General features: G+C 70.5%; 20 protein-coding genes and 3 tRNA genes. 7 read left to right on the top strand and 16 right to left on the bottom strand.

Features of this window, described 5'->3' with window-relative positions; all coding sequences use genetic code 11:
* Positions 1–67: 67 nt before the first annotated feature.
* The 9 genes from rpoB to LCH29_RS00170 all read right to left on the bottom strand — a co-directional run bounded on the left by rpoB (position 68) and on the right by LCH29_RS00170 (position 9,216).
* The gene (rpoB, locus tag LCH29_RS00210; RefSeq protein ID WP_123107883.1) at positions 68–3,550 is read right to left on the bottom strand and encodes a DNA-directed RNA polymerase subunit beta; all 3,483 of its coding nucleotides are present in this window, start codon (positions 3,548–3,550) and stop codon (positions 68–70) included.
* Between the two features lie 563 nt (positions 3,551–4,113).
* Positions 4,114–4,503, bottom strand: a complete 390-nt coding sequence (gene rplL / locus LCH29_RS00205; RefSeq protein WP_446459618.1) for a 50S ribosomal protein L7/L12 — start codon at positions 4,501–4,503, stop codon at positions 4,114–4,116.
* An 84-nt stretch (positions 4,504–4,587) separates the two neighbouring features.
* The gene (gene rplJ, locus LCH29_RS00200; protein ID WP_123107885.1) at positions 4,588–5,151 is read right to left on the bottom strand and encodes a 50S ribosomal protein L10; all 564 of its coding nucleotides are present in this window, start codon (positions 5,149–5,151) and stop codon (positions 4,588–4,590) included.
* Between the two features lie 273 nt (positions 5,152–5,424).
* The gene (locus LCH29_RS00195) at positions 5,425–6,246 is read right to left on the bottom strand and encodes a hypothetical protein (RefSeq protein ID WP_446459617.1); all 822 of its coding nucleotides are present in this window, start codon (positions 6,244–6,246) and stop codon (positions 5,425–5,427) included.
* 185 nt (positions 6,247–6,431) lie between these two features.
* Positions 6,432–7,151: a 50S ribosomal protein L1 gene (gene rplA, locus LCH29_RS00190; RefSeq protein WP_123107887.1), complete on the bottom strand. Its 720-nt coding sequence runs from the start codon at positions 7,149–7,151 to the stop codon at positions 6,432–6,434.
* An 80-nt stretch (positions 7,152–7,231) separates the two neighbouring features.
* Positions 7,232–7,666, bottom strand: coding sequence for a 50S ribosomal protein L11 (gene rplK / locus LCH29_RS00185; protein WP_009715899.1), 435 nt, complete (start codon positions 7,664–7,666; stop codon positions 7,232–7,234).
* A gap of 167 nt (positions 7,667–7,833) precedes the next feature.
* The gene (gene nusG / locus LCH29_RS00180; RefSeq protein WP_446459616.1) at positions 7,834–8,661 is read right to left on the bottom strand and encodes a transcription termination/antitermination protein NusG; all 828 of its coding nucleotides are present in this window, start codon (positions 8,659–8,661) and stop codon (positions 7,834–7,836) included.
* A gap of 79 nt (positions 8,662–8,740) precedes the next feature.
* Positions 8,741–9,034, bottom strand: coding sequence for a preprotein translocase subunit SecE (secE, locus tag LCH29_RS00175; RefSeq protein ID WP_009715901.1), 294 nt, complete (start codon positions 9,032–9,034; stop codon positions 8,741–8,743).
* 109 nt (positions 9,035–9,143) lie between these two features.
* A tRNA-Trp gene (locus tag LCH29_RS00170) sits at positions 9,144–9,216 on the bottom strand.
* 218 nt (positions 9,217–9,434) lie between these two features.
* Between LCH29_RS00170 and LCH29_RS00165 the strand changes: the two genes are divergently transcribed.
* Both LCH29_RS00165 and LCH29_RS00160 read left to right on the top strand, forming a co-directional pair.
* Complete coding sequence (locus LCH29_RS00165; protein ID WP_446459615.1) at positions 9,435–10,673, top strand: pyridoxal phosphate-dependent aminotransferase; 1,239 nt, start codon at positions 9,435–9,437, stop codon at positions 10,671–10,673.
* A gap of 149 nt (positions 10,674–10,822) precedes the next feature.
* Positions 10,823–11,836, top strand: a complete 1,014-nt coding sequence (locus tag LCH29_RS00160) for an adenosine deaminase (protein ID WP_446459614.1) — start codon at positions 10,823–10,825, stop codon at positions 11,834–11,836.
* A 21-nt stretch (positions 11,837–11,857) separates the two neighbouring features.
* Here LCH29_RS00160 and LCH29_RS00155 read toward each other — a convergent pair whose 3' ends face one another.
* From LCH29_RS00155 to LCH29_RS00130, 6 genes are all read right to left on the bottom strand, one after another.
* A complete protein-coding gene (locus tag LCH29_RS00155) occupies positions 11,858–12,913 on the bottom strand; it encodes a UDP-N-acetylmuramate dehydrogenase (RefSeq protein WP_446459613.1) in 1,056 nt (351 codons plus the stop codon).
* A gap of 63 nt (positions 12,914–12,976) precedes the next feature.
* Positions 12,977–13,411 (bottom strand): MaoC family dehydratase, encoded by a 435-nt coding sequence (locus tag LCH29_RS00150; protein ID WP_123105897.1) that lies wholly within the window; start codon positions 13,409–13,411, stop codon positions 12,977–12,979.
* Complete coding sequence (locus LCH29_RS00145) at positions 13,408–13,872, bottom strand: FAS1-like dehydratase domain-containing protein (protein ID WP_446459612.1); 465 nt, start codon at positions 13,870–13,872, stop codon at positions 13,408–13,410. The genes LCH29_RS00150 and LCH29_RS00145 overlap by 4 nt, the downstream gene beginning before the upstream one ends.
* An 83-nt stretch (positions 13,873–13,955) precedes the next feature.
* Positions 13,956–14,120, bottom strand: a complete 165-nt coding sequence (gene rpmG / locus LCH29_RS00140; RefSeq protein ID WP_009715907.1) for a 50S ribosomal protein L33 — start codon at positions 14,118–14,120, stop codon at positions 13,956–13,958.
* 90 nt (positions 14,121–14,210) lie between these two features.
* Positions 14,211–14,283: transfer RNA gene (locus tag LCH29_RS00135), tRNA-Met, on the bottom strand.
* Positions 14,284–14,339: 56 nt separating this feature from the next.
* Positions 14,340–14,412, bottom strand: a tRNA-Thr gene (locus tag LCH29_RS00130).
* Positions 14,413–14,598: 186 nt separating this feature from the next.
* Here LCH29_RS00130 and LCH29_RS00125 point away from each other — a divergent pair.
* Both LCH29_RS00125 and LCH29_RS00120 read left to right on the top strand, forming a co-directional pair.
* Complete coding sequence (locus LCH29_RS00125) at positions 14,599–15,936, top strand: hydrolase (RefSeq protein ID WP_446459611.1); 1,338 nt, start codon at positions 14,599–14,601, stop codon at positions 15,934–15,936.
* 24 nt (positions 15,937–15,960) lie between these two features.
* Positions 15,961–16,626: an SDR family oxidoreductase gene (locus tag LCH29_RS00120; protein WP_446459610.1), complete on the top strand. Its 666-nt coding sequence runs from the start codon at positions 15,961–15,963 to the stop codon at positions 16,624–16,626.
* A 190-nt stretch (positions 16,627–16,816) separates the two neighbouring features.
* Here the strand turns inward: LCH29_RS00120 and LCH29_RS00115 are convergent, their stop codons facing one another.
* Positions 16,817–17,266, bottom strand: coding sequence for a DUF3574 domain-containing protein (locus LCH29_RS00115; RefSeq protein WP_446459609.1), 450 nt, complete (start codon positions 17,264–17,266; stop codon positions 16,817–16,819).
* Between the two features lie 145 nt (positions 17,267–17,411).
* On the opposite strand from LCH29_RS00115, the gene LCH29_RS00110 reads away from it, so the two are divergent.
* From LCH29_RS00110 to LCH29_RS00100, 3 genes are all read left to right on the top strand, one after another.
* Positions 17,412–18,629 carry an amidohydrolase family protein gene (locus LCH29_RS00110; RefSeq protein ID WP_446459608.1) on the top strand — a complete coding sequence of 406 codons (1,218 nt, stop codon included), beginning with the start codon at positions 17,412–17,414 and terminating at the stop codon, positions 18,627–18,629.
* Positions 18,630–19,044: 415 nt separating this feature from the next.
* On the top strand, positions 19,045–23,016 hold the full coding sequence (locus LCH29_RS00105; RefSeq protein ID WP_446459607.1) for an nSTAND1 domain-containing NTPase: 3,972 nt from the start codon (positions 19,045–19,047) through the stop codon (positions 23,014–23,016).
* A gap of 194 nt (positions 23,017–23,210) precedes the next feature.
* Positions 23,211–24,131: an FkbM family methyltransferase gene (locus LCH29_RS00100; RefSeq protein ID WP_446459606.1), complete on the top strand. Its 921-nt coding sequence runs from the start codon at positions 23,211–23,213 to the stop codon at positions 24,129–24,131.
* Positions 24,132–24,136 lie beyond the last annotated feature (5 nt).

Genomic DNA, 24,136 nt, shown 5'->3' with positions numbered 1-24,136 from the left:
TTCGGGTCTGACTGGGGGTCCGGGGAGAGGCCGGGGCGCTCGGAGGCGAGTACCCCGGCCAGACCCGTCAGACCTCTTCGACGCTGCTCGGCTCGCGCCGCGACAGGTCGATGCCGAGCTCCTCCGCAGCGCGGAAGACGTCCTCGTCGGTGTCGCGCATCTCGATGGACATGCCGTCGCTGGACAGCACCTCCACGTTGAGGCACAGGGACTGCATCTCCTTGATGAGCACCTTGAAGGACTCGGGGATGCCGGGCTCCGGGATGTTCTCGCCCTTGACGATGGCCTCGTAGACCTTCACGCGGCCGGTGACGTCGTCGGACTTGATGGTCAGCAGCTCCTGGAGGGCGTACGCGGCGCCGTAAGCCTCCAGCGCCCACACCTCCATCTCTCCGAAGCGCTGGCCACCGAACTGAGCCTTACCGCCCAGCGGCTGCTGGGTGATCATCGAGTACGGGCCGGTGGACCGGGCGTGCAGCTTGTCGTCCACCAGGTGGTGCAGCTTGAGGATGTACATGAAGCCGACCGAGATCGGGTCCGGGAACGGCTCGCCGGAGCGGCCGTCGAAGAGCCGGGCCTTGCCGGAGGGCTGGACCAGGCGGTCGCCGTCGCGGTTCGGGATCGTCGACTCGAAGAGACCGGCGATCTCGTCCTCGCGGGCGCCGTCGAAGACCGGGGTCGCGACGTTGGTGCCGGGCTGGACCTCGTCCGCGCCGATCGCCTTCAGCCGCTGCATCCACTCCTCGGAGCCCTCGACCTTCCAGCCGCGGGAGGCCAACCAGCCGAGGTGGATCTCCAGCACCTGTCCCGGGTTCATTCGGGACGGCACACCCAGCGGGTTGAGGATGATGTCGACCGGGGTGCCGTCCTCCAGGAACGGCATGTCCTCGACCGGCAGGATCTTCGAGATGACGCCCTTGTTGCCGTGGCGGCCGGCGAGCTTGTCACCGTCGGTGATCTTGCGCTTCTGCGCGACGTAGACGCGGACCAGCTGGTTCACGCCCGGGGGCAGCTCGTCGCCCTCCTCGCGGTCGAAGACGCGGACGCCGATGACCTTGCCGGTCTCGCCGTGCGGCACCTTCAGCGAGGTGTCACGGACCTCACGGGCCTTCTCACCGAAGATCGCGCGCAGCAGGCGCTCCTCCGGGGTCAGCTCGGTCTCACCCTTCGGGGTGACCTTGCCGACCAGGATGTCCCCGGCGATGACCTCGGCGCCGATGCGGATGATGCCGCGCTCGTCGAGGTCGGCCAGGACCTCCTCGGAGACGTTCGGGATGTCCCGGGTGATCTCCTCGGGGCCGAGCTTGGTGTCGCGGGCGTCGACCTCGTGCTCCTCGATGTGGATCGAGGAGAGGACGTCGTCCTGCACCAGCCGCTGGCTGAGGATGATCGCGTCTTCGTAGTTGTGGCCCTCCCACGGCATGAACGCCACGAGGAGGTTCTTGCCGAGCGCCATCTCGCCGTCCTCGGTGGACGGGCCGTCGGCCAGGACCTGGCCGGTGACGACGCGGGCGCCCTCGTCGACGACGACCTTCTGGTTGAAGGAGGTGCCCTGGTTGGAGCGGGAGAACTTGGCGATCCGGTACGTGGTGTAGGTGCCGTCGTCGTTGGCCACCGTCACGTAGTCGGCGGAGACCTCCTGGACGACACCGTCCTTCTCGGCCTTGATGACGTCGCCGGCGTCGACCGCGCAGCGGTACTCCATGCCGGTGCCGACCAGCGGGGACTCCGCCTTGATCAGCGGCACGGCCTGACGCATCATGTTCGAGCCCATGAGCGCGCGGTTGGCGTCGTCGTGCTCGAGGAAGGGGATCATGGCGGTCGCGACCGACACCATCTGGCGCGGCGAGACGTCCATGTAGTCGACCTCGGAGCCGGGCACGTAGTCGACCTCACCGCCACGGCGGCGGACCAGGACGCGGTTCTCGGCGTAGGTGTTGTCCTCGGCCAGCGGAGCGTTCGCCTGGGCGATGACGAAGCGGTCTTCCTCGTCCGCGGTGAGGAAGTCCACCTTGTCGGTGACGACACCCTCGTGGACCTTGCGGTACGGGGTCTCGACGAAGCCGAACGCGTTGACCCGGCCGTACGAGGCGAGCGAGCCGATCAGACCGATGTTCGGTCCTTCCGGCGTCTCGATCGGGCACATGCGGCCGTAGTGCGAGGGGTGCACGTCACGGACCTCGAAGCCGGCCCGCTCACGGCTCAGACCACCCGGGCCCAGCGCCGACAGACGGCGCTTGTGGGTCAGACCCGACAGCGGGTTGGTCTGGTCCATGAACTGCGACAGCTGGCTGGTGCCGAAGAACTCCTTGATGGAGGCGACGACCGGCCGGATGTTGATCAGGGTCTGCGGCGTGATCGCCTCGACGTCCTGGGTGGTCATCCGCTCGCGGACGACGCGCTCCATACGGGCCAGACCGGTGCGGACCTGGTTCTGGATCAGCTCGCCGACGTTCCGCAGGCGGCGGTTGCCGAAGTGGTCGATGTCGTCGGTCTCGACGACGATCATGTCGCCGGCCTCGCCGACCGTCTCGGTCTCGCCCGCGTGCAGCTTGACCAGGTACTTGATGGTCGCGATGACATCGTCGGTGGTCAGCACGCCGGCGTCGAGGGGGGCGTCCGCGCCGAGCTTCTTGTTGACCTTGTACCGGCCGACCTTGGCGAGGTCGTAGCGCTTCGGGTTGAAGTACAGGTTCTCCAGCAGCGTCTGGGCGGCCTCGCGCGTCGGCGGCTCGCCCGGGCGCAGCTTGCGGTAGATGTCGAGCAGCGCGTCGTCCTGGCCCTGGGTGTGGTCCTTCTCCAGGGTGGCGCGCATGGACTCGTACTCGCCGAACTCCTCGAGGATCTGCTCGGTGGTCCAGCCGAGCGCCTTGAGCAGGACGGTGACGGACTGCTTGCGCTTGCGGTCGATGCGGACGCCGACCATGTCGCGCTTGTCGATCTCCATCTCCAGCCAGGCACCCCGGGACGGGATGATCTTGGCGGAGAAGATGTCCTTGTCGGACGTCTTGTCGATGGAGGAGTCGAAGTACACACCCGGCGAGCGGACCAGCTGCGAGACGACGACACGCTCGGTGCCGTTGATGCAGAAGGTGCCCTTCGGCGTCATGAGCGGGAAGTCGCCCATGAAGACCGTCTGGGACTTGATCTCACCGGTCTCGTTGTTGGTGAACTCGGCGGTGACGAAGAGCGGCGCGGCGTACGTGAAGTCGCGCTCCTTGCACTCGTCGATCGAGTTCTTCGGCGGCTCGAAGCGGTGATCACGGAAGGTCAGGGACATCGACCCGGAGAAGTCCTCGATCGGGGAGATCTCCTCGAAGATCTCTTCCAGACCGGACTTGGTGGGGACGTCCTGACCGCTGTCCAGCGCAGCCTCGACGCGAGCCTTCCAGGCGGCATTGCCGAGCAGCCAATCGAAGCTCTCGGTCTGCAGTGCAAGGAGGTTCGGAACCTCGAGAGGCTCCTTGATCTTCGCAAAGGAGATGCGCAGCGGGGCGGTGCTGGCGCCATTGTTCGTATTGGCAGTCGAGGCGTTGCGCGAGGCGGCCAAGAGGGGGTCCTTCCGAGGGCTCGGACTCACTACGCGCGTACCGGTCCCACCGCGAACCCATGGATGAAATCCCTGGTCAGGGTGTTTTCATCGGCAGTGCTCAAAGGTGGGTATGCCCCTGGTGACGGGCAGGGAGCAGCTAACAGGCAGCGCAAAGGGTCAGTGTAGCCACTTGGCACACTGATGTCCAGCGCCGAGTTTCTGAGACCGGCAGTGCCAATCTCTCCCTCCGGTGAGGGGGCTCGCCCCTCGTTGTCCTTCACCCCGCCGAGTCGGCGACGACCGCGCTTCGCCAGCGCATATCGATACTGCCCGCTCCGCCGGCGATCCATGCCTCGGACTTACGGATCGTGTGACGTCGCGTCCCGAGAATTGCGCGCTGCGTGCCGTTCGTCAAGGCCCCCCACTCCGGCGAGATCGTCACAGGGCGTGGCGACGGGCAACGAAGATCACCATACCTGCCGGAACCGGAATGTCAGCGTAGCCGTCACAAGAACACCGAAGGGCGACCACCCCAACGGGTGATCGCCCTCACGGCACAGCGGGTCATCCGACCCGTGAGATCACTTGACCTCGACGGAGGCGCCGGCGCCCTTGAGGGACTCGGCGGCCTTGTCGGCGGCCTCCTTGTTGACCTTCTCGAGGACCGGCTTCGGGGTGCCGTCGACGAGGTCCTTGGCCTCCTTCAGACCCAGGGAGGTCAGCTCACGCACGACCTTAATGACCTGGATCTTCTTGTCGCCGGCGCCGGTGAGGATGACGTCGAACTCGTCCTTCTCCTCCTCCTGCTCGGCGGCGGCCGGGGCACCCGGGGCACCGGCGGCGACGACGGCGGTCGGGGCGGCGGCGGTGACGTCGAACTTCTCCTCGAAGGCCTTCACGAACTCGGAGAGCTCGATGAGGGTCATCTCCTCGAACTGCGCGAGCAGGTCGTCCTGGCTGAGCTTCGCCATGATGGCGGTCCTTCCACTAGTTCGGCAGGTGCCGGATGAAAATGGTGGCGGGCTTCTTCCGGGCCCGCTGCGACCGGGGCCGAGTTACTCGGCGGCCTCGGCCTCGGCGGGAGCCGGCTCGCCGGCACCGCCCTGCTCGTCAACCTTGGCCCGAAGCGCCTCCGCGGTGCGGATGAACTTCGAGAGCGGGGCCTGGAAGAGCGCGGCAGCCTGGGACTGCTTGGCCTTCATGGCGCCCGCCAGCTTGGAGAGCAGCACCTCGCGGGACTCGAGGTCCGCGAGCTTCTTGATCTCGTCGGCGGACAGCGCCTTGCCATCAAGGACACCGCCCTTGATGACGAGAGCGGGGTTGTCCTTGGCGAAGTCACGGAGACCCTTCGCCGCCTCGACCGGGTCACCGGTCACGAAGGCGACGGCCGACGAACCCACGAAGAGATCGTCGATCTGGTTGATCCCGGCCTCGTTGGCCGCGATCTTGGTCAGCGTGTTCTTCACCACACGGTACTGGGCGTTCTCACCGAGCGAACGGCGCAGCTCCTTGAGCTGTGCGACGGTGAGACCGGTGTACGCGGTCACAACGGCGCCGTTCGAGGTGCTGAACTTCTCCCGCATCTCGTCGACGGCGTCGACCTTGTCGGGACTCGCCATGAGCCTCGGCCTCCTTCCGGGTGATGAGGACCGCATCGGCCTGAAGGAAGGAGACTGAACAACACGAAAACGCCCCGGCGCAGGCGCACGGGGCGTGACTCGACCGCACGGACACACGGCCCGTTCGGGAGTTCTCACCACAGTCACCTACGCGGGCCGTCCGCAGCTAGCGGATCCTTCAGCCGCCGTATCCCCTTGCGGGGCACAGCGACAACCAGCGGTCTTTGGCTTCTGCAGCAGATTACGCGAACGGGCCGCGGCCGGGCAAATCAGCTACGGCTGGGACCCCTGCTGGAGCCCCTGGAAGTCCATGGTCTCCGAGGCCGGCGGCTCCTCGACGGTGACCTTGGTGCCGTAGTCCGAGTAGAAGACCGTCGAATCGGTGACGCCCATCTTGCTCTTGGCCTGCTCACGCTTCTTGACCAGCAGGTTCTTGTCGTCGATCCACAGGTCGACGGTCTCGCTCTCCGAACCGGACTGCTTGAGCTGCTTCTCCAGGGCGTCCAGGTCCGACTTGCTCATGCCCTTGGACTGCATCCGGGCCATCTCCGAGACCTTGACCACGCCCGTGTAGTGGGTCGCCTCGACGCCCCGGACGTCCTCCGTGCCGACCTTCTTGACCTTGCCGGTGGAGAGGAGGAGCTCCACCGAACGCGACGGGTTGTTGTTCTGCATCTGGTCCTTGAGGTACGCCCCGGACGGGCCGCCCTGCTTGGCGAGCGTGTCGAAGTCGTACTTGATCCACTGCTTGCCCTGGGCAGGGATGCCCATCTCGGCCGCGTTCATGAACATCGCGTCGGGCGTGTAGCGCACGTTGACGGGCTTGTTGCCGCCCGCCGCGGAGGCGCCGGCGCCGCCCTTCGACTTCATGGTCATGTTGGCGCGCATGCCGTCGGCCCAGTCCATCGCGCCGGACATGTCACTGTTGGCCATCGGGCTCTTGACGGTGCCGTCGACCTTCGCGGAGTGCTGCTGGTCCGTGCGCTGCGAGGCGAGCTTCAGCGCCGCCAGCGGGCTGCCGACCGACTGGCCGCCGTTGTCGCCCGACTTGCCCTCATCGGACGTGTCGCTCCCGCACGCGGTGAGCCCGGCCATCAGAACAACGCCACAGGCCGCGATCACGCATCGCACGCCCACATGAGTACCGCGCACGGTTCCCCCTTATTTTTCATTTACGACTGTCGATCATGACCCTATCGAGGGCCGCCGACAGCGAACGCGCCGGGCCCCCACACCTCTCACGAAGCGTGGGGGCCCGGCGGTTCCGGTCAGGGAAGGGCTCAGACGGCCTCTTCCTCGACCAGCAGGTTGCGCGTGCGGTTGGCGTCCAGCGGGATGCCGGGGCCCATCGTCGTGCTCAGGCTCGCCTTCTTGATGTAGCGGCCCTTCGCGGCGGACGGCTTGAGACGGTTGATCTCCTCGAGCGCCGCGGCGTAGTTCTCCACCAGCTGCGCCTCGTCGAACGACACCTTGCCGATGATGAAGTGCAGGTTGGCGTGCTTGTCGACGCGGAACTCGATCTTGCCGCCCTTGATGTCCGTGACGGCCTTGGCCACGTCCGGGGTGACGGTGCCGGTCTTCGGGTTCGGCATCAGACCACGCGGACCGAGCACCCGGCCGAGGCGGCCGACCTTGCCCATGAGGTCCGGGGTGGCGACGACGGCGTCGAAGTCCAGGCGGCCCTTGGACACCTCGTCGATGAGCTCGTCGGAGCCGACGATGTCGGCGCCGGCGGCCTCCGCGGCCGCAGCACGGTCACCGGTCGCGAAGACCAGGACCCGGGCGGTCTTACCGGTGCCGTGCGGCAGGTTCACGGTGCCGCGGACCATCTGGTCGGCCTTGCGCGGGTCGACGCCCAGGCGCATGGCGACCTCGACGGTCGCGTCGAACTTGCTCGGGGAGGTGTCCTTGGCGAGACGGACGGCCTCGAGCGGGGCGTACGCGCGCTCCCGGTCGATCTTGGCGTCCGCAGCGCGGAGGGCCTTGCTGCGCTTGCTCACTACTGCTCCTGATGTCTGTGTTCGGAGTCGTGGTCCGGACCGCGCATTGGTCCTGCCACGGTGGTGCTACGGGGTGGCTGTCAGCCCTCGACCGTGATGCCCATGGAGCGGGCGGTGCCGGCGATGATCTTCTCGGCGGCGTCCAGGTCGTTGGCGTTCAGGTCGGGCATCTTGGTGGTGGCGATGTCGCGGACCTGGTCGCGGGTGATCTTGGCGACCTTGGTCTTGTGCGGCTCGCCGGAGCCCTTCTCCACGCCCGCGGCCTTGAGGATGAGCTTCGCGGCCGGCGGCGTCTTGGTGATGAAGGTGAAGGAACGGTCCTCGTAGACCGTGATCTCCACCGGCACGACCATGCCACGCTGCGACTCGGTCGCGGCGTTGTAGGCCTTGCAGAACTCCATGATGTTGACGCCGTGCTGACCCAGCGCGGGGCCGACCGGCGGGGCCGGGTTGGCGGCACCGGCCTGGATCTGGAGCTTGATCAGCCCCGTGACCTTCTTCTTCTTGGGAGGCATGCTCTCTCCGGGTCCTAGTGAGAGGTGGTCCGCCCCCACTCCGGGTCATCCGGATGGAGGCATACCGCACAACGATAACGGGTATAGGTGTGCGGCCTGAAACCGAGCAGGTCAGACCGGCCCCGGAAGGGCCCGATCTGACCTGTCGGAAGGGTGCGGAAGAGGCGTCAGTTCTTCTGGATCTGGTCGAAGCTCAGCTCGACCGGGGTCTCCCGGCCGAAGATCTCGACCAGGCCCTTGACCTTCTTCGAGTCGGCGTTGATCTCGTTGATCGTGGCCTGGAGCGTGGCGAACGGGCCGTCGGTGACCGTGACCGAGTCGCCCACCTCGAAGTCCAGCACCTGGACCTCGACCTTGCGGCTGGGCGCCGGGGCGCCTTCCTCGGCGGTGGCCTTGGCGGCCTTCTCCTCGGCCTCCGGGGCGAGCATCTTGACGATCTCGTCCAGGGTCAGCGGGTACGGGTCGTAGGCGTTGCCCACGAAGCCGGTGACGCCCGGGGTGTTCCGCACGACGCCCCAGGACTCGTTCGTCAGGTCCATGCGCACCAGCACATAGCCGGGGAGCTTGTTCTGACGGACGTTCTTCCGCTCGCCGTTCTTGATCTGGACGATCTCTTCTTCGGGGACCTCGGCCTGGTAGATGAAGTCCTCGACGTTCAGCGAGACGGCGCGCTGCTCCAGGTTGGCCTTCACGCGCTTCTCGTAGCCCGCGTAGGTGTGGATCACGTACCACTCGCCGGGCAGCCCGCGCAGCTCCTCGCGGAGGGCCTCGATCGGGTCGACCTCGACCTCGGCGACCTCGGCCGCCTCGTCCTCGGCAACCTCGACGGCGGCCTCGGCCTCGTCCTCGACGTGCAGCGCGGCCGTCTCGGCGGGCTCACCCGCGGCGACGTCGGCGGCTTCAGCCTGGTCGGAGTCCGCCGCCTCGACGATGTCGAGCTCGTCCTCACGGGACTCGACGGGCTCGGCGGCGTCGTTCAGGTTCGGGTCAGACACGGTGGCTGCTTCTTCCTGGCTTCAAGGGGTGGAACGTGCGAAAGGGCGCTGCCGGGACGCGGCCGCCCTCCGCGGGGTCTCAGCCAAAGACGTACTTGATGGCGTTGTTGAACCCATAGTCAATCACGGTCACGATGCCGATCATGATCAGCACGAAGACGATCACCACGCTGGTGTACGTCGACAGCTGGCTGCGCGTGGGCCACACGACCTTGCGCAGTTCGGCGATGATCTGGCGGTAGAACAGCGCGAGCCGACCGAAGGGCCCCTTCTTCGCGCGCTTGCCACCACGGCGGCCCTTCTTGGTCGCCACCTCGTCCTCGTCGGGACGACCGCTCTCAGGCGTCGCGGTGGAGCCAAGGGCTTCCGTCACTCGTCCTCACCTGAATCCGGGTCGTGGCCGTGCCGCGTCCGGCCCGGCCGCACAGCGGTGCTTGTCCTTGCGTACGCATGCACGCACCCTGACGATCAAGTGCGTGTAGCAGGGCCGGAGGGACTTGAACCCCCAACCGCTGGTTTTGGAGACCAGTGCTCTACCAATTGAGCTACGACCCTTTGCGGCAACCCCCAACCTACCGCATCCATCCCGCTGCACGGAGTGTGCGGGTCGGATACGTCTGTTGAGCGGCCAACGACGGTTGAGTGTACGTGCTTGACGGCCAGCCGTCGAACGAGAAGCGCCCGTGCCCTCCGCTCGGGTTTCCGCAGGAGACTTGTGTGAGTCTCGTTAAACCCGTGTACCGCCCTTTTCGCCCGTCTGCGACGATGCCTCTATGACCGCTGCTACTCCCCCCGTACAGTCCCCGACCGACCGACGGGTGTCGGCCCGGATCGGTTCCATCTCCGAGTCCGCGACCCTCGCCGTCGACGCCAAGGCCAAGGCCCTCAAGGCCGCCGGCCGCCCGGTGATCGGCTTCGGCGCGGGCGAGCCGGACTTCCCGACGCCCGACTACGTCGTCGAGGCGGCGGTGGAGGCTTGCCGCAACCCCAAGTTCCACCGCTACACCCCGGCCGGCGGGCTTCCCGAGCTCAAGGCCGCCATCGCCGCGAAGACGCTGCGCGACAGCGGCTACGAGGTCGAGGCGGCCCAGATCCTGGTGACCAACGGGGGCAAGCAGGCGATCTACGAGGCGTTCGCGGCGATCCTCGACCCGGGCGACGAGGTCATCGTCCCCGCGCCGTACTGGACCACCTACCCGGAGTCGATCCGGCTGGCCGGCGGTGTCCCGGTGGACGTCGTCGCGGACGAGACGACCGGCTACCGCGTCTCCGTCGAGCAGCTGGAGGCCGCCCGCACCGAGCACACCAAGGTGCTGGTCTTCGTCTCGCCGTCCAACCCGACCGGCGCGGTCTACAGCCGCGAGCAGATCGAGGAGATCGGCCGCTGGGCCGCCGAGCACGGGCTGTGGGTGCTCACCGACGAGATCTACGAGCACCTGGTCTACGGCGACGCGAAGTTCCACTCGCTGCCGGTGGTGGTGCCCGAGCTGCGCGACAAGTGCATCGTGGTCAACGGTGTCGCGAAGACGTACGCGATGACCGGCTGGCGGGTCGGCTGGATCCTCGGCCCCAAGGACGTGGTGAAGGCCGCGACCAACCTCCAGTCGCACGCCACGTCCAACGTGAGCAACGTCGCGCAGGCCGCCGCCCTGGCCGCCGTCACCGGCGACCTCGACGCGGTCGCCACGATGCGCGAGGCGTTCGACCGCCGCCGCCGCACCATCGTGCGCATGCTCAACGAGATCGACGGCATCGAGTGCCCGGAGCCGGAGGGCGCGTTCTACGCCTACCCGTCGGCGAAGGGGCTGCTCGGCAAGGAGATCCGCGGCAAGCGTCCGCAGACCACCGTCGAGCTGGCCGCGCTGATCCTGGAGGAGGCCGAGGTCGCGGTCGTGCCGGGTGAGGCGTTCGGCACACCGGGCTACCTGCGGCTGTCCTACGCGCTGGGCGACGAGGACCTCGTCGAGGGCGTCTCGCGGATCCAGAAGCTGCTGGCGGAGGCCCGCGACTGAGTGGGTTTTCCCTGGTGAGAGCGGGCGTCCGGCCATGGCCGGACGCCCGCTCTCGTTCCGGCCCGCGCCCGGCTCGGAATCCTGTGCGGGCAAGCCCACGTTCGGCGAAAGCGGTACCGGCGGGTCCGGACGTGCGGCAAAATCTCCAGATGGCACGCGATGTACATCTGCTCCCCAAGGCGCATCTGCATCTCCACTTCACCGGCTCCATGCGCCCCGGCACGCTCCTCGAACTCGCCGACAAATACGGCGTCCACCTGCCCGAGGCGCTGAGCGGCGGCGAGCCGCCGAGACTGCGGGCCACCGACGAGCGCGGCTGGTTCCGCTTCCAGCGGCTGTACGACATCGCGCGCTCCTGCCTGCGGGAGCCCGACGACATCCGGCGACTGGTGCGCGAGGCCGCCGAGGAGGACGTCGCGGACGGCTCCGGCTGGCTGGAGATCCAGGTCGACCCCACCTCGTACGCCCCGCGCCTGGGCGGGCTGATCCCGGCACTGGAGATCATCCTCGACGCGGTCGACACCGCCGCCCGGGACACCGGGCTGGGCATACGGGTCCTGGTCGCCGCGAACCGGATGAAGCACCCCCTGGAGGCCCGCACCCTGGCCCGGCTCGCGGTGCGCTACGCGGACCGCGGGGTGGTCGGCTTCGGGCTCTCCAACGACGAGCGGCGCGGTTTCGCCCGCGACTTCGACCGCGCCTTCGCCATCGCCCGGGACGGCGGCCTCCTCGCCGCCCCGCACGGCGGCGAGCTGTCGGGGCCCGGCAGCGTCCGCGACTGCCTGGACGACCTCGTGGCGGCCCGGGTGGGCCACGGGGTGCGCGCCGCCGAGGACCCGCGGCTGCTCGCCCGGCTGGCCGACCGCGGGGTGACCTGCGAGGTCTGCCCGTCCTCCAACGTCGCGCTCGGGGTCTACGAGAAGCCCGAGGACGTACCGCTGCGCACCCTGTACGACGCCAAGGTGCCGATGGCGCTGGGCGCCGACGACCCGCTGCTGTTCGGGTCGCGGCTGGCCGCCCAGTACCAGCTGGCGCGCGAGCACCACGGCTTCACCGACGAGGAGCTGGCCGAGCTGGCGCGGCAGTCGGTGCGGGGGTCGGCGGCGCCGGAGGACGTACGGCGGCGGCTGCTGGCGGGGATCGACGACTGGCTGTCGGGCTGAGCACAGTGCCACGTGGCACTGTCAGAGGCTGACGCCCACCGTCACCGGCTCGTTGACCAGCGTCACGCCGAACGCCTCCTCGACCCCGGCCACCACCTCGCGGGCCAGCGCCAGCAGGTCCTCGGTGGTGGCCTCGCCGCGGTTGGTGAGCGCGAGGGTGTGCTTGGTGGAGATGCGGGCCGGGCCGGTGCCGTAGCCCTTGGTGAAGCCCGCCTTGTCGATCAGCCAGGCGGCGGAGGTCTTGATCCGCCCCTCCCCCGCCGGGAAGGCGGGCGGCGCGATGTCCTGGCCGAGGCGGTCGGCGACGCGGGCCAGGAAGGATTCGTACGCGCTCTCCGTCAGCACCGGGTTGGTGAAGAACGACCCCGCGGACCAGGTGTCGTGGTCCTCCGGGTCGAGCACCATGCCCTTGCCCGCGCGCAGCGACAGCACGGTCCGGCGGGCGGTCTCGGCGGGCACCCGGTCGCCCACCTCGACGCCGAGCACCCGGGCGGTCTCGGCGTACTTGATGGGCGCGGACGCCCCGCCCGCGTCCTCCAGCTCGAAGCGGACCCGCAGGATGACGTGGCGGTCCGGCTCCGCCTTGAAGCGGCTGTGGCGGTAGGAGAAGGCGCAGTCGGCGGCGGGGATCGTCACGACGGCGTCGGCGCGGCGGTCGTAGGCGACGACCTCGGTGAGGGTGGCGGAGACCTCCTGGCCGTACGCCCCGACGTTCTGTATCGGCGTCGCGCCCGCGGAGCCGGGGATTCCGGCGAGGCACTCGACACCGGCGAGGCCCGCCTCGACCGTACGGGCCACGGCGTCGGACCAGTTCTCGCCCGCGGCCAGCTCCAGCCGGGTGCCGTCGAGGGTGAAGCCGCTGGTCGCGATGTGCAGGGCGGTGCCGTCGAAGCCCTTGTCGGCGATGACGAGGTTGCTGCCGCCGCCGATCAGCAGCAGCGGCGTGCCGGTCGCGTCGGCTTCGCGGACCGCGGCGATGACCTCGTCGTCGGTGGTGGCCGTGATCAGCCGGGTGGCCGGGCCGCCGAGACGGAAGGTGGTGAGGGGGGCGAGGGGGGCGTCATGGAGTTCCTGCACGCGCTCCAGAGTACGGGGGCGCCCCCGGCGCGGTGCCGGGGGCGGTGGGGGCCCTGGAGAGGATTACGCGAGGCGGACGACGGCGCGGGCCATGCCCAGCACCTTCTGGCCCTCGCTGGTCGCCGTGATGTCCACCCGGACGGTGCGGGCGTCGTCGTCCAGCTTGGCGGCGACCTTGGCGGCGACCTCGATGAGGGCGCCCTTGTCGTCGTTCGGGACGACGACCGGCTTGGTGAAGCGCACGCCGTAGTCGACGACGGTCCCGGGGTCGCCGGTCCAGTCCGTCACCACGCGGATCGCCTCGGCCATGGTGAACATGCCGTGGGCGATGACGTCGGGGAGGCCGACCTCCTTGGCGAACTTCTCGTTCCAGTGGATCGGGTTGAAGTCGCCCGACGCGCCGGCGTACGCGATGAGGTCGGCGCGGTTCACCGGGAAGACCTGCGCGGGCAGTTCGGTGCCGACCTCGACGGCGTCGTACGAGATCTTGGCGCTCATCTGGTCTCCTCGGCTTCGGCGGCGCGCGCCACCAGTTTCGTCATCGCGGTCACCACGTGCTCGCCCGCGGCGTCGCGCACCTCACCGCTGATCAGGATCACGTCGTTGCCCGCGAGCGACTTGATGTCGTCGATCCTGGTGATGACGGTGAGGCGGTCGGCAGCCTCGATGGGCCGGGTGTACGTGAACTTCTGGTCGCCGTGCACCACCCGGTTGAAGTCCAGGCCCAGCTGCGGGTCGCCGACGACCAGGTGCCGTGCGGCCTTGAAGGTGATCGCGAAGACGAACGTGGGCGGGGCGATCACATCGGAGTAGCCGAGCGCCTTGGCCGCCTCGGTATCGGTGTAGACCGGGTTGGTCTCGCCGATCGATTCGGCGAATTCGCGGATCTTCTCCCTGCCGACCTCATACGGGTCGGTGGGCGGGTAGGTCCGCCCGACGAAAGACGGATCAAGCGCCATCGCCTCGGCACCTCCTGCTGTTGATGACTAACGAAACGAGGCCACCCCCGCTGATGGGGGCGGCCTCGAATGAGAGTTTATGGCTATCGCGTCTCGCGGTGCGCGGTGTGCGCGTTGCAACGCGGGCAGTGCTTCTTGATCTCAAGACGATCCGGGTCGTTACGCCGGTTCTTCTTGGTGATGTAGTTCCGCTCCTTGCACTCCACGCAGGCCAGCGTGATCTTCGGGCGGACGTCGGTGGCAGCCACGTTGAGTGCTCCTTGACGAACGGATGGGATAGAAGAACGCAGTAAAGAGTAGCCGACCGGAGGACCGACCCCACAATCGGCTACTGTGTGTAGCGGTGACCGGACTTGAACCGGTGACACAGCGATTATGAGCCGCTTGCTCTACCGACTGAGCTACACCGCTTCGATGTGATCCGGACCCCGCCCGACCGGAGTCGAACGGGAGGCCTCACACATCAGAGCCCCAATACGGAATCGAACCGTAGACCTTCTCCTTACCATGGAGACGCTCTGCCGACTGAGCTATTGGGGCGAGCGATGAAGACATTACACGCTCGGCCGCCGAAGGTGAAATCCGTATCGGCCCAGGGTCAGTGGGTGCGACACAGAGTGCTCACGCACCACACCGGTACGACTATTCGGCTCCTCCGCGAAGCCGCCGCCACGCGGTCCTAGGCTCGGGTCGCCCCGCGTGATCTTGCGCCGCCCCAGGAGTGCGATGCCCGAGAGCCAGCCGCCCGAGAGCCACCAGCAGCAGCCCTCCGGCAACGACGGCGGAGCGGCCGCCGGGCCCACCGCGCTGGTCCTCGGCGGCGCCCGGCTCGCCGATGGCCGAACGGTGGACGTACGGCTCAGCGGCGGCCGGATCGAAGCGGTCGGCACCACCGGCAGCCTGGTTCCCGGGCCGCGGCTCGACCTCGCCGGCTATCTGCTGCTCCCCGCCCCCGCCGAACCGCACGCCCACTGCGACACCGCCCTGACGGCCGACATCGCGGGCCCCGTCCCGTACACCGCCGAGGACGTCCAGCGGCGCACCACCGAGGCCGCCCTGCTGCACCTCGGCCACGGGGCCACCGCCGTGCGCACCCATGTGCGGATCGGCGGGGTGCACGGCCTGCGCTCCCTGGAGGCCGTCCTGGAGGCCCGGCACAGCCTGCGCGGGCTCATCGACCTCGGCGCGGTCGCGGTGCCGCGGGTGCTGACCGGGGCGGCCGGGGCGGACGGGCTCGCGATGCTGCGGGACGCCGTACGGATGGGCGCCTCCGTCCTCGGCGGCTGCCCCGACCTCGACCCCGACCCGACCGGTCACGCCGAAGCCGTGCTCGACCTCGCCGCCCGCCACGGCTGCGCCGTCGACCTCCACACGGACGGCGACGACCCGGCCCGGCTCGCCCGGCTCGCGGCGATGGCCGGGGGCCTGCGGCCCGGCGTCACCATCGGCCCCTGCGGCGGGCTGGCCCGGCTGCCCCGGGACATCGCGGCGCGGGTCGCCGAGCGGCTGGCGGCCGCGGGCGTCACCGTGGTCTGCCTGCCCCAGGGCGACTGCGTCGGGCTGGAGGACCGGGGCGAGCAGGGGGCGCGCGTGGCGGGCTGCGCGCCGGTGCGGCTGCTGCGGGCCGCGGGCGTCCGGGTCGCCGCCGGGAGCGGCGCCCTGCGCGACACCGTCAACCCCGTGGGCCGCGGCGACCCGCTGGAGGCCGCCTACCTGCTGGCCTCCCGGGGAGAACTGGGACCCGCGGAGGCCTACGACGCGGTCTGCGCCCGGGCGCGGGCCGCGCTGGGACTGCCCGAGGTGCGGGTGGAGGCCGGGTTCCCCGCCGAGCTGCTGGCGGTGCGCGGCGACGGGCTCGCGGGGGTGCTGTCGCTCGCGTACAGCCGGGTCGTGGTGCACGACGGCCGGGTGGTCGCCCGCACCAGCGCGGTACGGGAGTACTGCGACTCGGCCGCCGCGGTCGCCCTCGACCTGCCGCGCCAGTCCCGGCCCTCGTCCCCGCAACCGTGCCAGCCCCCGTCCCGGCCCCCGTCCCGGCCCGCGGACGGCGACGGGCAGTCATAGGTCAACCGGCGTACGGTCGGGATCATGCGCATTGTCATCGCTGGTGGACATGGTCAGATCGCGCTGCGGCTGGAGCGGCTGCTCTCCGCGCGCGGAGACGAAGTGGCGGGCATCGTCCGCAAGCCGGAACAGGCGGGCGACCTGCTGGCGGCGGGCGCCGAACCGGTCGTCTGCGACCTCGAATCGGCCTCCGTGGACGACGTGGCCAAGCACCTGGAGGGCGCCGACGCCGCCGTCTTCGCCGCCGGTGCGGGCCCCGGCAGCGGGGCCGCCCGCAAGGAGACCGTCGACCACGGGGCCTCCGTGCTCTTCGCGGACGCCGCCGAGCGGGCGGGGGTACGGCGGTTCCTCACCGTGTCGGCGATGGGCGCCGGGCGCGAGCCCGCGCCCGGCACGGACCCGGTCTTCGCCGCCTACCTGCGCGCGAAGGGCGCCGCGGACGACGACCTCCGGGCCCGCGAGGCCCTCGACTGGACCGTGCTGCGCCCGGGCCGCCTCACGGACGACCCGGGTACGGGCCTGGTACGCCTGGCCGAGCACACGGGCCGGGACGAGGTGACCCGCGACGACGTGGCCGCCGTCCTGGCCGCCCTCCTCGACGAACCCCGCACGGCGGGCCGCACCCTGGAACTCCTGGGCGGCTCCACGCCGGTGACGGAGGCGGTGCGAGCGGTCGCCGACGGCGGCTGACGGGTCCGCCGGGCGCGGAGGGCGCCGGACGTGCGGGGCTCCGGTGCGCCGGGCCCGCGTACCCCAGCCTGTGGCAATCGTCCCGCGGGGCGGGGCGGGCGGGCACAACCCCCCGGCCACCGGCCCGCACCGGGCAGCGAAACCCGACCGGGCAGGTGGCCCCTCCGTTCGCCCGGTGGTCGGTCGGGGGTCAGAAGTCCACTCGGGTCGGGGTGTCCGCCCTTGCCACCGACTCCTGGCCGAAGCTCCGCTCGTATGCCGTGCGGATGCGTTCGATCCGGGGGTGCTGGGTCCGGGCCTCGGAGGTGGGGTAGAGCAGGGTGACCTCGTACGAGCGCTCGCGCTCGATCGTGCCGTTGGCGTCGCGCCACTGGCCGCGGCCGTCCTGGATCGTGAGGCCGGCGGGGAAGTTCGGGGTGATCCGGCGGTCCACGAAGGCCAGGAACTGCTTCTCGGTGACGGGCGGGCCGCCGTCGGGGCGCTCCGTGCCGAAGTAGAGGCGGGTCTCGACGTACGGGGCCCCGCGGGCGGGGGCCGCGGCGGGGGCGGACTCCTCGTCGAGGGCGGCGTACGCGGCGACGGGGGTGGCGGCGAGGGCGACGATCGCCCCCACGGCGGCGATACGGGCGCGTGGGGTCATCATCCGATGGTCGCGGCGGCGGGAGGCCGCGCGACAGGGCGCCTCGGGGCGTACATCCGTGCGGGCGCGAAGCCCCTTGTTGCCGGAGGCGGTCGGCTCTACCCTGCCATCTGACGGACCGTCAGATTATCGGGGAGATGACGCCATGACGGGCGAGACGACCGGCGCGACCGAGCTGCCCATGGTCATCAGCGTGGACGACCATGTGATCGAGCCCGCCCACCTCTTCGAGACCTGGCTCCCGGCCAAGTACCGCGACCGCGGGCCGAAGCCGCTCACGGCCGGGATCGGGGAACTGGCGTACGTCGGCGGCAAATACCGCATCACGACCGATCCGGACGGTCCGCTCACGGACTGGTGGGAGTACGAGGGCGGTCTGTTCCCGTACAAGCGGATCATCGCGGCCGTCGGCTTCTCCCGGGACGAGATGACCCTGGAGGGCATCACCCGCGAGCAGATGCGCCGCGGGTGCTGGGACCCCAAGGCCCGGATCGCCGACATGGAGATGAACCACGTCGAGGCGTCGCTGTGCTTCCCGACCTTCCCCCGCTTCTGCGGCCAGACCTTCGCCGAGGCCGACGACAAGGAGGTCGGGCTGGCGTGCGTGCGGGCGTACAACGACTGGATGGTCGAGGAGTGGTGCGGTGACAGCGGCGGGCGGCTGATCCCGCTGTGCCTGATCCCCCTGTGGGACATCGAGCTGGCCGTGCGGGAGATCCGCCGGAACGCCGCGCGGGGCGTGCGCGCCGTGACGTTCAGCGAGATCCCCACGTACCTCGGCCTGCCCAGCATCCACAGCGGCTACTGGGACCCGTTCTTCGCCGAGTGCGAGGCGACGGGGACGGTCGTGTGCATGCACATCGGCTCGTCCTCGCAGATGCCCGCCGCCTCCCCCGACGCCCCGCCCGCCGTGCAGGCGGCGTTGAGCTTCAACAACGCCATGGCCTCGATGATGGACTTCCTCTTCAGCGGCGTCCTGGTGAAGTTCCCGCGGCTGAAGCTCGCGTACGCCGAGGGCCAGATGGGCTGGATCCCCTACGCGCTGGAGCGCGCGGACGACGTCTGGGAGGAGCACCGGGCGTGGGGCGGCGTCCGGGATCTCATCCCGGAGCCGCCGTCCACGTACTACTACCGGCAGATCTACTGCTGCTTCTTCCGCGACCGGCACGGCGTCGCCTCGCTCGACACCGTCGGGGTGGACAACGCCACGTTCGAGACCGACTACCCGCACGTGGACTCCACCTGGCCGCACACCAGGCGGATCGCGGCCGAGCACGTCGAGGGGCTGTCGCCGGAGACCACGTACAAGATCCTGCGCGGCAACGCGATCCGGATGCTGGAGCTGGACTTCGACAAGGCGTAACCCCGGCCGGTTTCAGCCATCATGGCGTGAATCCCGGCTGACCCCTTGCCTATCCGGGGCGCCGGTCATGGGATCGGTGCATGTACGAGATTCCCCGCTTCCACACCCCACAGCGTTCGGCGCCGGTCCCTCCCCACGCGGGGACCGGTGCCGAACGGTGGGGCGGTGCCGATCCGCACCCCCCGTATGGGTGCGGATCGCGGAGGGGCCGGTTCGGTGGTCGACGCGGCGGCCGTCAGGGCCCGGGCCGATGGCCCGGCCGGGCGGCCGCGTTCGCCTGCGCTGCTGGGCTGTGATCCTGCCAGCTGCACCGTCCGCCGAGGAGGTTCCGGATGTGGGCTGCGGCCTTCGTCGCAGGTCATCCGTATAAAGTGAGTTTTCCGGTCCGGATATCCAGGCGCGGGGGAAGTAAGGAGTGGAGACCTTGAGTTCCGACTCAGGGGTACGCACGGCCTTCGCGGAACGTCTTGCGCTGCTGTATCGGGAGGCCGGCAACCCTCCCCTGAAGAGCGTGGCCGAGGCGGTCGTCCGGCTTCAGCGGGTCGACGAGCGGGGGCGCCCCGTACGGGTGTCCGCTCAGCGGATCAGCGACTGGCGGCGGGCCAAGAACGTGCCCGCCCAGTTCGCGGCCCTCGCGGCGGTGCTGCACGTCCTCATCCCCGACGCACGCCGTCTGCGGCGCGCGCCGGTGTCCGCCGGTCTGTACGACATGGCCCAGTGGCAGCGCCTCTGGGAGCGTGCGGTGGCCGACCCGGTCGGGATGCGCCCCCCGGCGGCCGCGGACGAGGACGAGCGGCCCCCGGCCGACGCCCCGGCGGTGCCCGGCGCGGTGTGCCCCTACCGGGGGCTGGCCGCGTACCGGCAGGAGGACGCCCGGTGGTTCTTCGGCCGGGAGCGGAGCACGGAGGCGCTCGTCCGCCAGCTGCGGGCGGCGGAGACGACGGGCGGCCTGGTCATGCTCGTGGGCGCCTCGGGGGCGGGGAAGTCCTCCCTGCTGAACGCCGGACTGGTGCCCGCGCTGGAGGACTGCGCGCCGGGCGACAGCGCGCGGGAGGTGCTCCAGCTCGCGCCGGGCGCCGACCCGCTCGGGGAGCTGACCCGCCGGATACCCCGGCTCACGGACGCCCTCCGCAGGGAGCCCGGCACGCCGGGGTTCGCACGCGCGGTGCGGGAGGCCGTCGCGGCGTGGGCGGGGACCTCCGCCGCCCGCCCGGTCGTCATCGTGGACCAGTTCGAGGAGGCGTTCACCCTCGGCACCGAGGAGGCGGACCGGCGTACGTTCATCCAGCTGCTGCACGCCGCGTGCTCGCCCTCCGCCTCCGGCGACCCCGCCCCCGTCCTCGTCGTCCTCGGCATCCGCGCCGACTTCTACGAACAGTGCCTGGCGTACCCCGAACTGGCCGACGCGCTCCAGCACCGCCACATGGTGCTCGGCCCGCTGACCGTCGCCGAGCTGCGCGAGGCGGTGACCGGCCCGGCCAAGGCCGTGGGTCTCGAACTCGAACCGGGCCTCGCGGAACTGATCGTCCGGGAGGTGAGCGCCGATGGCCCCCGCGGCACCCATGACGCGGGCGTGCTGCCGCTCCTCTCCCACGCCCTGCTCGCCACCTGGCAGCGCCGGAAGGCGGGACGGCTGACCCTGGCCGGCTACCGCGCGGCGGGCGGCATCCAGGGGGCGGTGGCCGCGACGGCCGAGCGGGCCTGGTCCGGCCTCGATCCCGCGGCGCGCACGGCCGCGCGGCTGCTCCTGCTGCGGCTGGTCCGGCTGGGCGAGGACACCCAGGCCACCCGCAGACGGGGGATGCGGCGCCAACTGTCGGAGGAGTCGACGGAACCCGGCAAGACGGAGGAGTCGCTCGAAGCGCTGGTCCGCGCCCGCCTGGTGACCCTCGACGCGGAGACCGTGGAGATCACCCACGAGGCGCTGCTGCACGCCTGGCCGCGGCTGCGCGACTGGATCGACGAGGGCCGGAACGACCATCTGCTGCGCCAGCGCCTGGAGGAGGACGGCCGGGCCTGGGAGGGCATGAACCGCGATCCGTCGCTGCTCTACCGGGGCTCCCGGCTGGAACAGGCCCACACCTGGGCGAAGTCCACCGGGGACACCCTGCTGACCCGCAGCGCGGTGGAGTTCCTGGCCGCCTCGGTGCGGCTGCGCAGGCGCGTGATCTGGCTCAGCCGGGGGGCGGTGGCGGCCCTGGTCGCGCTGGCGATGGTGGCCGTCGGCGCGGCGGTGATCGCGTGGCAGCAGCGGGACGACGCGGTGTTCGAGCAGGTGGTCACCGAGGCCGATCGCTTCGAGTACCGGGATCCGGCGCTGTCCGCCCAGCTCGCCCTGGTCGCCCACCGGCTGCGGCCGGACGACGAGGCCACGCGGAACCGGCTGATCTCGATCGTGAACGCGCCGCTGGCCACCCCGCTGCTCGGCCACACCGGCGCCGTCTACCTCACCTCCTTCAGCCCGGACGGGAAGACGCTGGCCACCGCCGCGTACGACCGGACCGTGCGGCTCTGGGACACCAGCGACCCGACGCGCCCCAAGCCGCTGGGCAAGCCCCTCACCGGCCACACCAGCTGGGTGAGCAGCGCGGTCTTCAGCCCGGACGGCCGCACCCTCGCCAGCGCCGGTGACGACGGCACGGTCCGCCTGTGGGACGTGACGAACCCCCGCCGTCCGCGTCCGCTCGGTAAGCCCGTGTCCGGCCATGACGGCACGATCTACCTGCTCGCGTTCAGCCCCGACGGCAAGACGCTGGCCGCCGCCACCGATGACCGCAAGGTCCGCCTGTGGGACATGCGCGACCGGGGACGGCCGAAGCCGCTCGGCTCACTGACCGGCCCCACGGCCGCCGTGCGCTCCATCGCGTTCAGCCCCGACGGCCGGACGCTGGCGGGCGGGGGCGACGACGGCACGATCAGGCTGTGGAACATGGCCGATCCCCGTCATCCGAAGCGGATCGGCAAGGCGCTGACCGGCCACACGGACCTGATCCACTCCGTGGCGTTCAGCCCGGACGGCCGCACGCTCGCCAGCGGCGCCGCCGACAACACCACCCGGCTGTGGGACGTCGGCGATCCGCGCCGCGCGGAGCCGCTGGGCGCGCCGCTCACCGGCCACTCCGGCCCCATCTGGTCCGTGGCGTTCAGCCCGGACGGCAACATGCTCGCCGCCGCCAGCCAGGACAGCACCGCGAGCCTGTGGAACGTCCAGGACCCGGCGTATCCGTCGCAGGTCGGCGAGCCGCTGGCGGGGGCCAGCGGCGAGATGTACGCCCTGGGCTTCAGCCCCGACGGCCGGACCCTCGCCACCGGGAGCGGCGACAACACGGTCCGCCTGTGGTCGATCCCGACGTCGGACATGATCGGCCGGGTCGGGGCGTTCCGCCCGGACGGGCGGGTGCTCGCCACGGCGGCGCGCGACGAGAAGGTCCGGATGTGGAACGTGGCGAAGCCGGGGCGGCCGGTGCCGCTGGGCAAGCCGTTCAGCCCGGGGAAGGGCGCGGTGCGGGAGCCGACCTTCTCCCCCGACGGCCGCATCTTCGCCGTGATGACCGGCGGCCGCGCGGTGCGGCTGTGGAACGTCACCGACCCGGCCCATCCCGTCCCCGCCGGGCCGCCCCTGGGCCTGCGGACCCGGTTCGCGGGCGCGCTGGCCTTCAGCCCGGACGGGAAGACGCTGGCCACCGTGTACGACGACCGCACCATCCGGCTGTGGGACGTCAGCGACCCCGAGCGGGTCCGCCCGCTGGGCGCGCCGCTCACCGGCCACAGGGGCTACGTCAACGCCCTCGTCTTCAGCCCGGACGGCCGCATGCTCGCCAGTGGCAGCGCGGACAACACCCTCCGGCTGTGGAAGGTGACCGACCGGCGGCACGTCGTACGGCTGGGCGCACCGCTCACCGGTCACCTCGGCCCCGTCAACGCGCTCGCCTTCAGCCCGGACGGCGACACGCTGGCCAGCGGCAGCGACGACACCACGGTCCGGCTCTGGAACATCACCGACCCCCGCAAGGCGACCCGGCTGGGCCGCCCGCTCACCGGCCACACCGACTCGATCGTGTCGCTGACGCTCAGCCGGGACGGCACCACCCTGGCGAGCGGCGGCAACGACAACGCCGTCCGGCTCTGGGACATCACCGTCCCGTCCGAGGCCGATGCCATCGGCCAGTCGATGAGCCCCAACGCCAAGACCGGCAACTTCCTGTCGTTCAGCCCCCAGAGCCACATGCTCGGGGTGTCGAGCGGTGCCGACACCGTCCGGCTGTGGGACCTGGACACCGACAAGGCCATCCACCGCGTCTGCTCGATGACGCGGGGCGTGCTGACGCCGGAGAAGTGGCAGGAGTATCTGCCCCGAATGTCCTATGAGCCGCCGTGCGGACGCTGAGAAAAGGGGGCCGCCGTGCGTGATCACGATCACAACTCCGCGTTCATTCCGATCAGTCGGCACCCGGACGCGAGCAGTCGCGTTACGCTTGGGAACAGCCCGATCGCTGGTGCATCCCCCGTCGCCAGCGATCGGGCGTTTGCGTGCGCTACGACGGCTCGTATCGCTCGGCGCGAAGCTGGAGGTCTCCCGTGATGCCGTGGCTCGACGAGGCCGCCCTGGACCTCACCCGCGCCTACGTCCGCCACGCGCCCTGGAGCGCCGGTAAGCGGGCCCTGGTCGAGCGCCACCTGAACGCCGCGCTCCGCGACCGCCCCCTGCACCGCCTGGCCCGTACCCGCTTCGGCGCCACCTTCGCCGTCGACACCCAGGACCTCATCCAGCGGTACCTGTACCTCTTCGGCGTCTGGGAACCGCACATGACGCGCTGGCTCCAGCGCAGGCTGCGGCCCGGCGACGTCTTCGTCGACGTCGGCGCCAACATCGGCTACTACAGCGTCCTCGCCTCACGCCTCGTCGGCCCCGGCGGGACGGTGGTGGCGATCGAAGCCTCGCCGACGTTCCACCAGCTGCTCCTGCGGCACGCCCGGCGCAACCGCTCCACCAACATCCGCGCCGTCAACACCGCCGTCTCCGACCGCGACGAGCTGCTGACCTTCATCCTCGCCAGCTCACGCAACATGGGCGCCAACAGCATCGTCCCCTACGACGGCCCGGCCGAGTCCACCTTCGACATCGCGGCCCGGCCGCTGCCCGACCTCCTCACCGAGGACGAGATCGCCCGGGCCAGGGTCATCAAGATCGACGTCGAGGGCGCGGAAGGCGGCGTCGTCCGCGGCCTGCTCCCTATGCTCGAAAGCCTTCGCCCCGACGCCGAGCTGACCATCGAGGTCACCCCCGAGCGGATGGCCGACCTGGGGGAATCCGTCGAAGAGCTGCTGGAAGCCCTGACGTCCCACGGCTTCCACACCTACCGCCTGACCAACGACTACGCGGCGGCCACCTACCCACCCGCGATCCACGGCCCCACCCGCGCCCCCCACCGCTGGCACGGCCCCGTCACGACCGAGAGCGACCTGATCTTCTCCCGCGTCGACGCCGAGACCTTGCCCTGACCGCC

The sequence above is a fragment of the Streptomyces sp. BRA346 genome (assembly GCF_052851135.1).
The sequence above is the reverse complement of the archived record's forward strand: the minus strand, read 5'-3'. Positions and strand labels throughout refer to the sequence as shown.

What these genes read in the sequence shown, in the direction of transcription:
- rplL (WP_446459618.1), bottom strand. Translation starts at nt 4,503, where the DNA reads ATGGCGAAGCTCAGCCAGGACGACCTGCTCGCGCAGTTCGAGGAGATG.
- rplJ (WP_123107885.1), bottom strand. Translation starts at nt 5,151, where the DNA reads ATGGCGAGTCCCGACAAGGTCGACGCCGTCGACGAGATGCGGGAGAAG.
- LCH29_RS00195 (WP_446459617.1), bottom strand. Translation starts at nt 6,246, where the DNA reads ATGGCCGGGCTCACCGCGTGCGGGAGCGACACGTCCGATGAGGGCAAG.
- rplK (WP_009715899.1), bottom strand. Translation starts at nt 7,666, where the DNA reads ATGCCTCCCAAGAAGAAGAAGGTCACGGGGCTGATCAAGCTCCAGATC.
- LCH29_RS00165 (WP_446459615.1), top strand. Translation starts at nt 9,435, where the DNA reads ATGACCGCTGCTACTCCCCCCGTACAGTCCCCGACCGACCGACGGGTG.
- LCH29_RS00160 (WP_446459614.1), top strand. Translation starts at nt 10,823, where the DNA reads ATGGCACGCGATGTACATCTGCTCCCCAAGGCGCATCTGCATCTCCAC.
- LCH29_RS00150 (WP_123105897.1), bottom strand. Translation starts at nt 13,411, where the DNA reads ATGAGCGCCAAGATCTCGTACGACGCCGTCGAGGTCGGCACCGAACTG.
- LCH29_RS00145 (WP_446459612.1), bottom strand. Translation starts at nt 13,872, where the DNA reads ATGGCGCTTGATCCGTCTTTCGTCGGGCGGACCTACCCGCCCACCGAC.
- LCH29_RS00125 (WP_446459611.1), top strand. Translation starts at nt 14,599, where the DNA reads ATGCCCGAGAGCCAGCCGCCCGAGAGCCACCAGCAGCAGCCCTCCGGC.
- LCH29_RS00120 (WP_446459610.1), top strand. Translation starts at nt 15,961, where the DNA reads ATGCGCATTGTCATCGCTGGTGGACATGGTCAGATCGCGCTGCGGCTG.
- LCH29_RS00115 (WP_446459609.1), bottom strand. Translation starts at nt 17,266, where the DNA reads ATGACCCCACGCGCCCGTATCGCCGCCGTGGGGGCGATCGTCGCCCTC.
- LCH29_RS00110 (WP_446459608.1), top strand. Translation starts at nt 17,412, where the DNA reads ATGACGGGCGAGACGACCGGCGCGACCGAGCTGCCCATGGTCATCAGC.
- LCH29_RS00100 (WP_446459606.1), top strand. Translation starts at nt 23,211, where the DNA reads ATGCCGTGGCTCGACGAGGCCGCCCTGGACCTCACCCGCGCCTACGTC.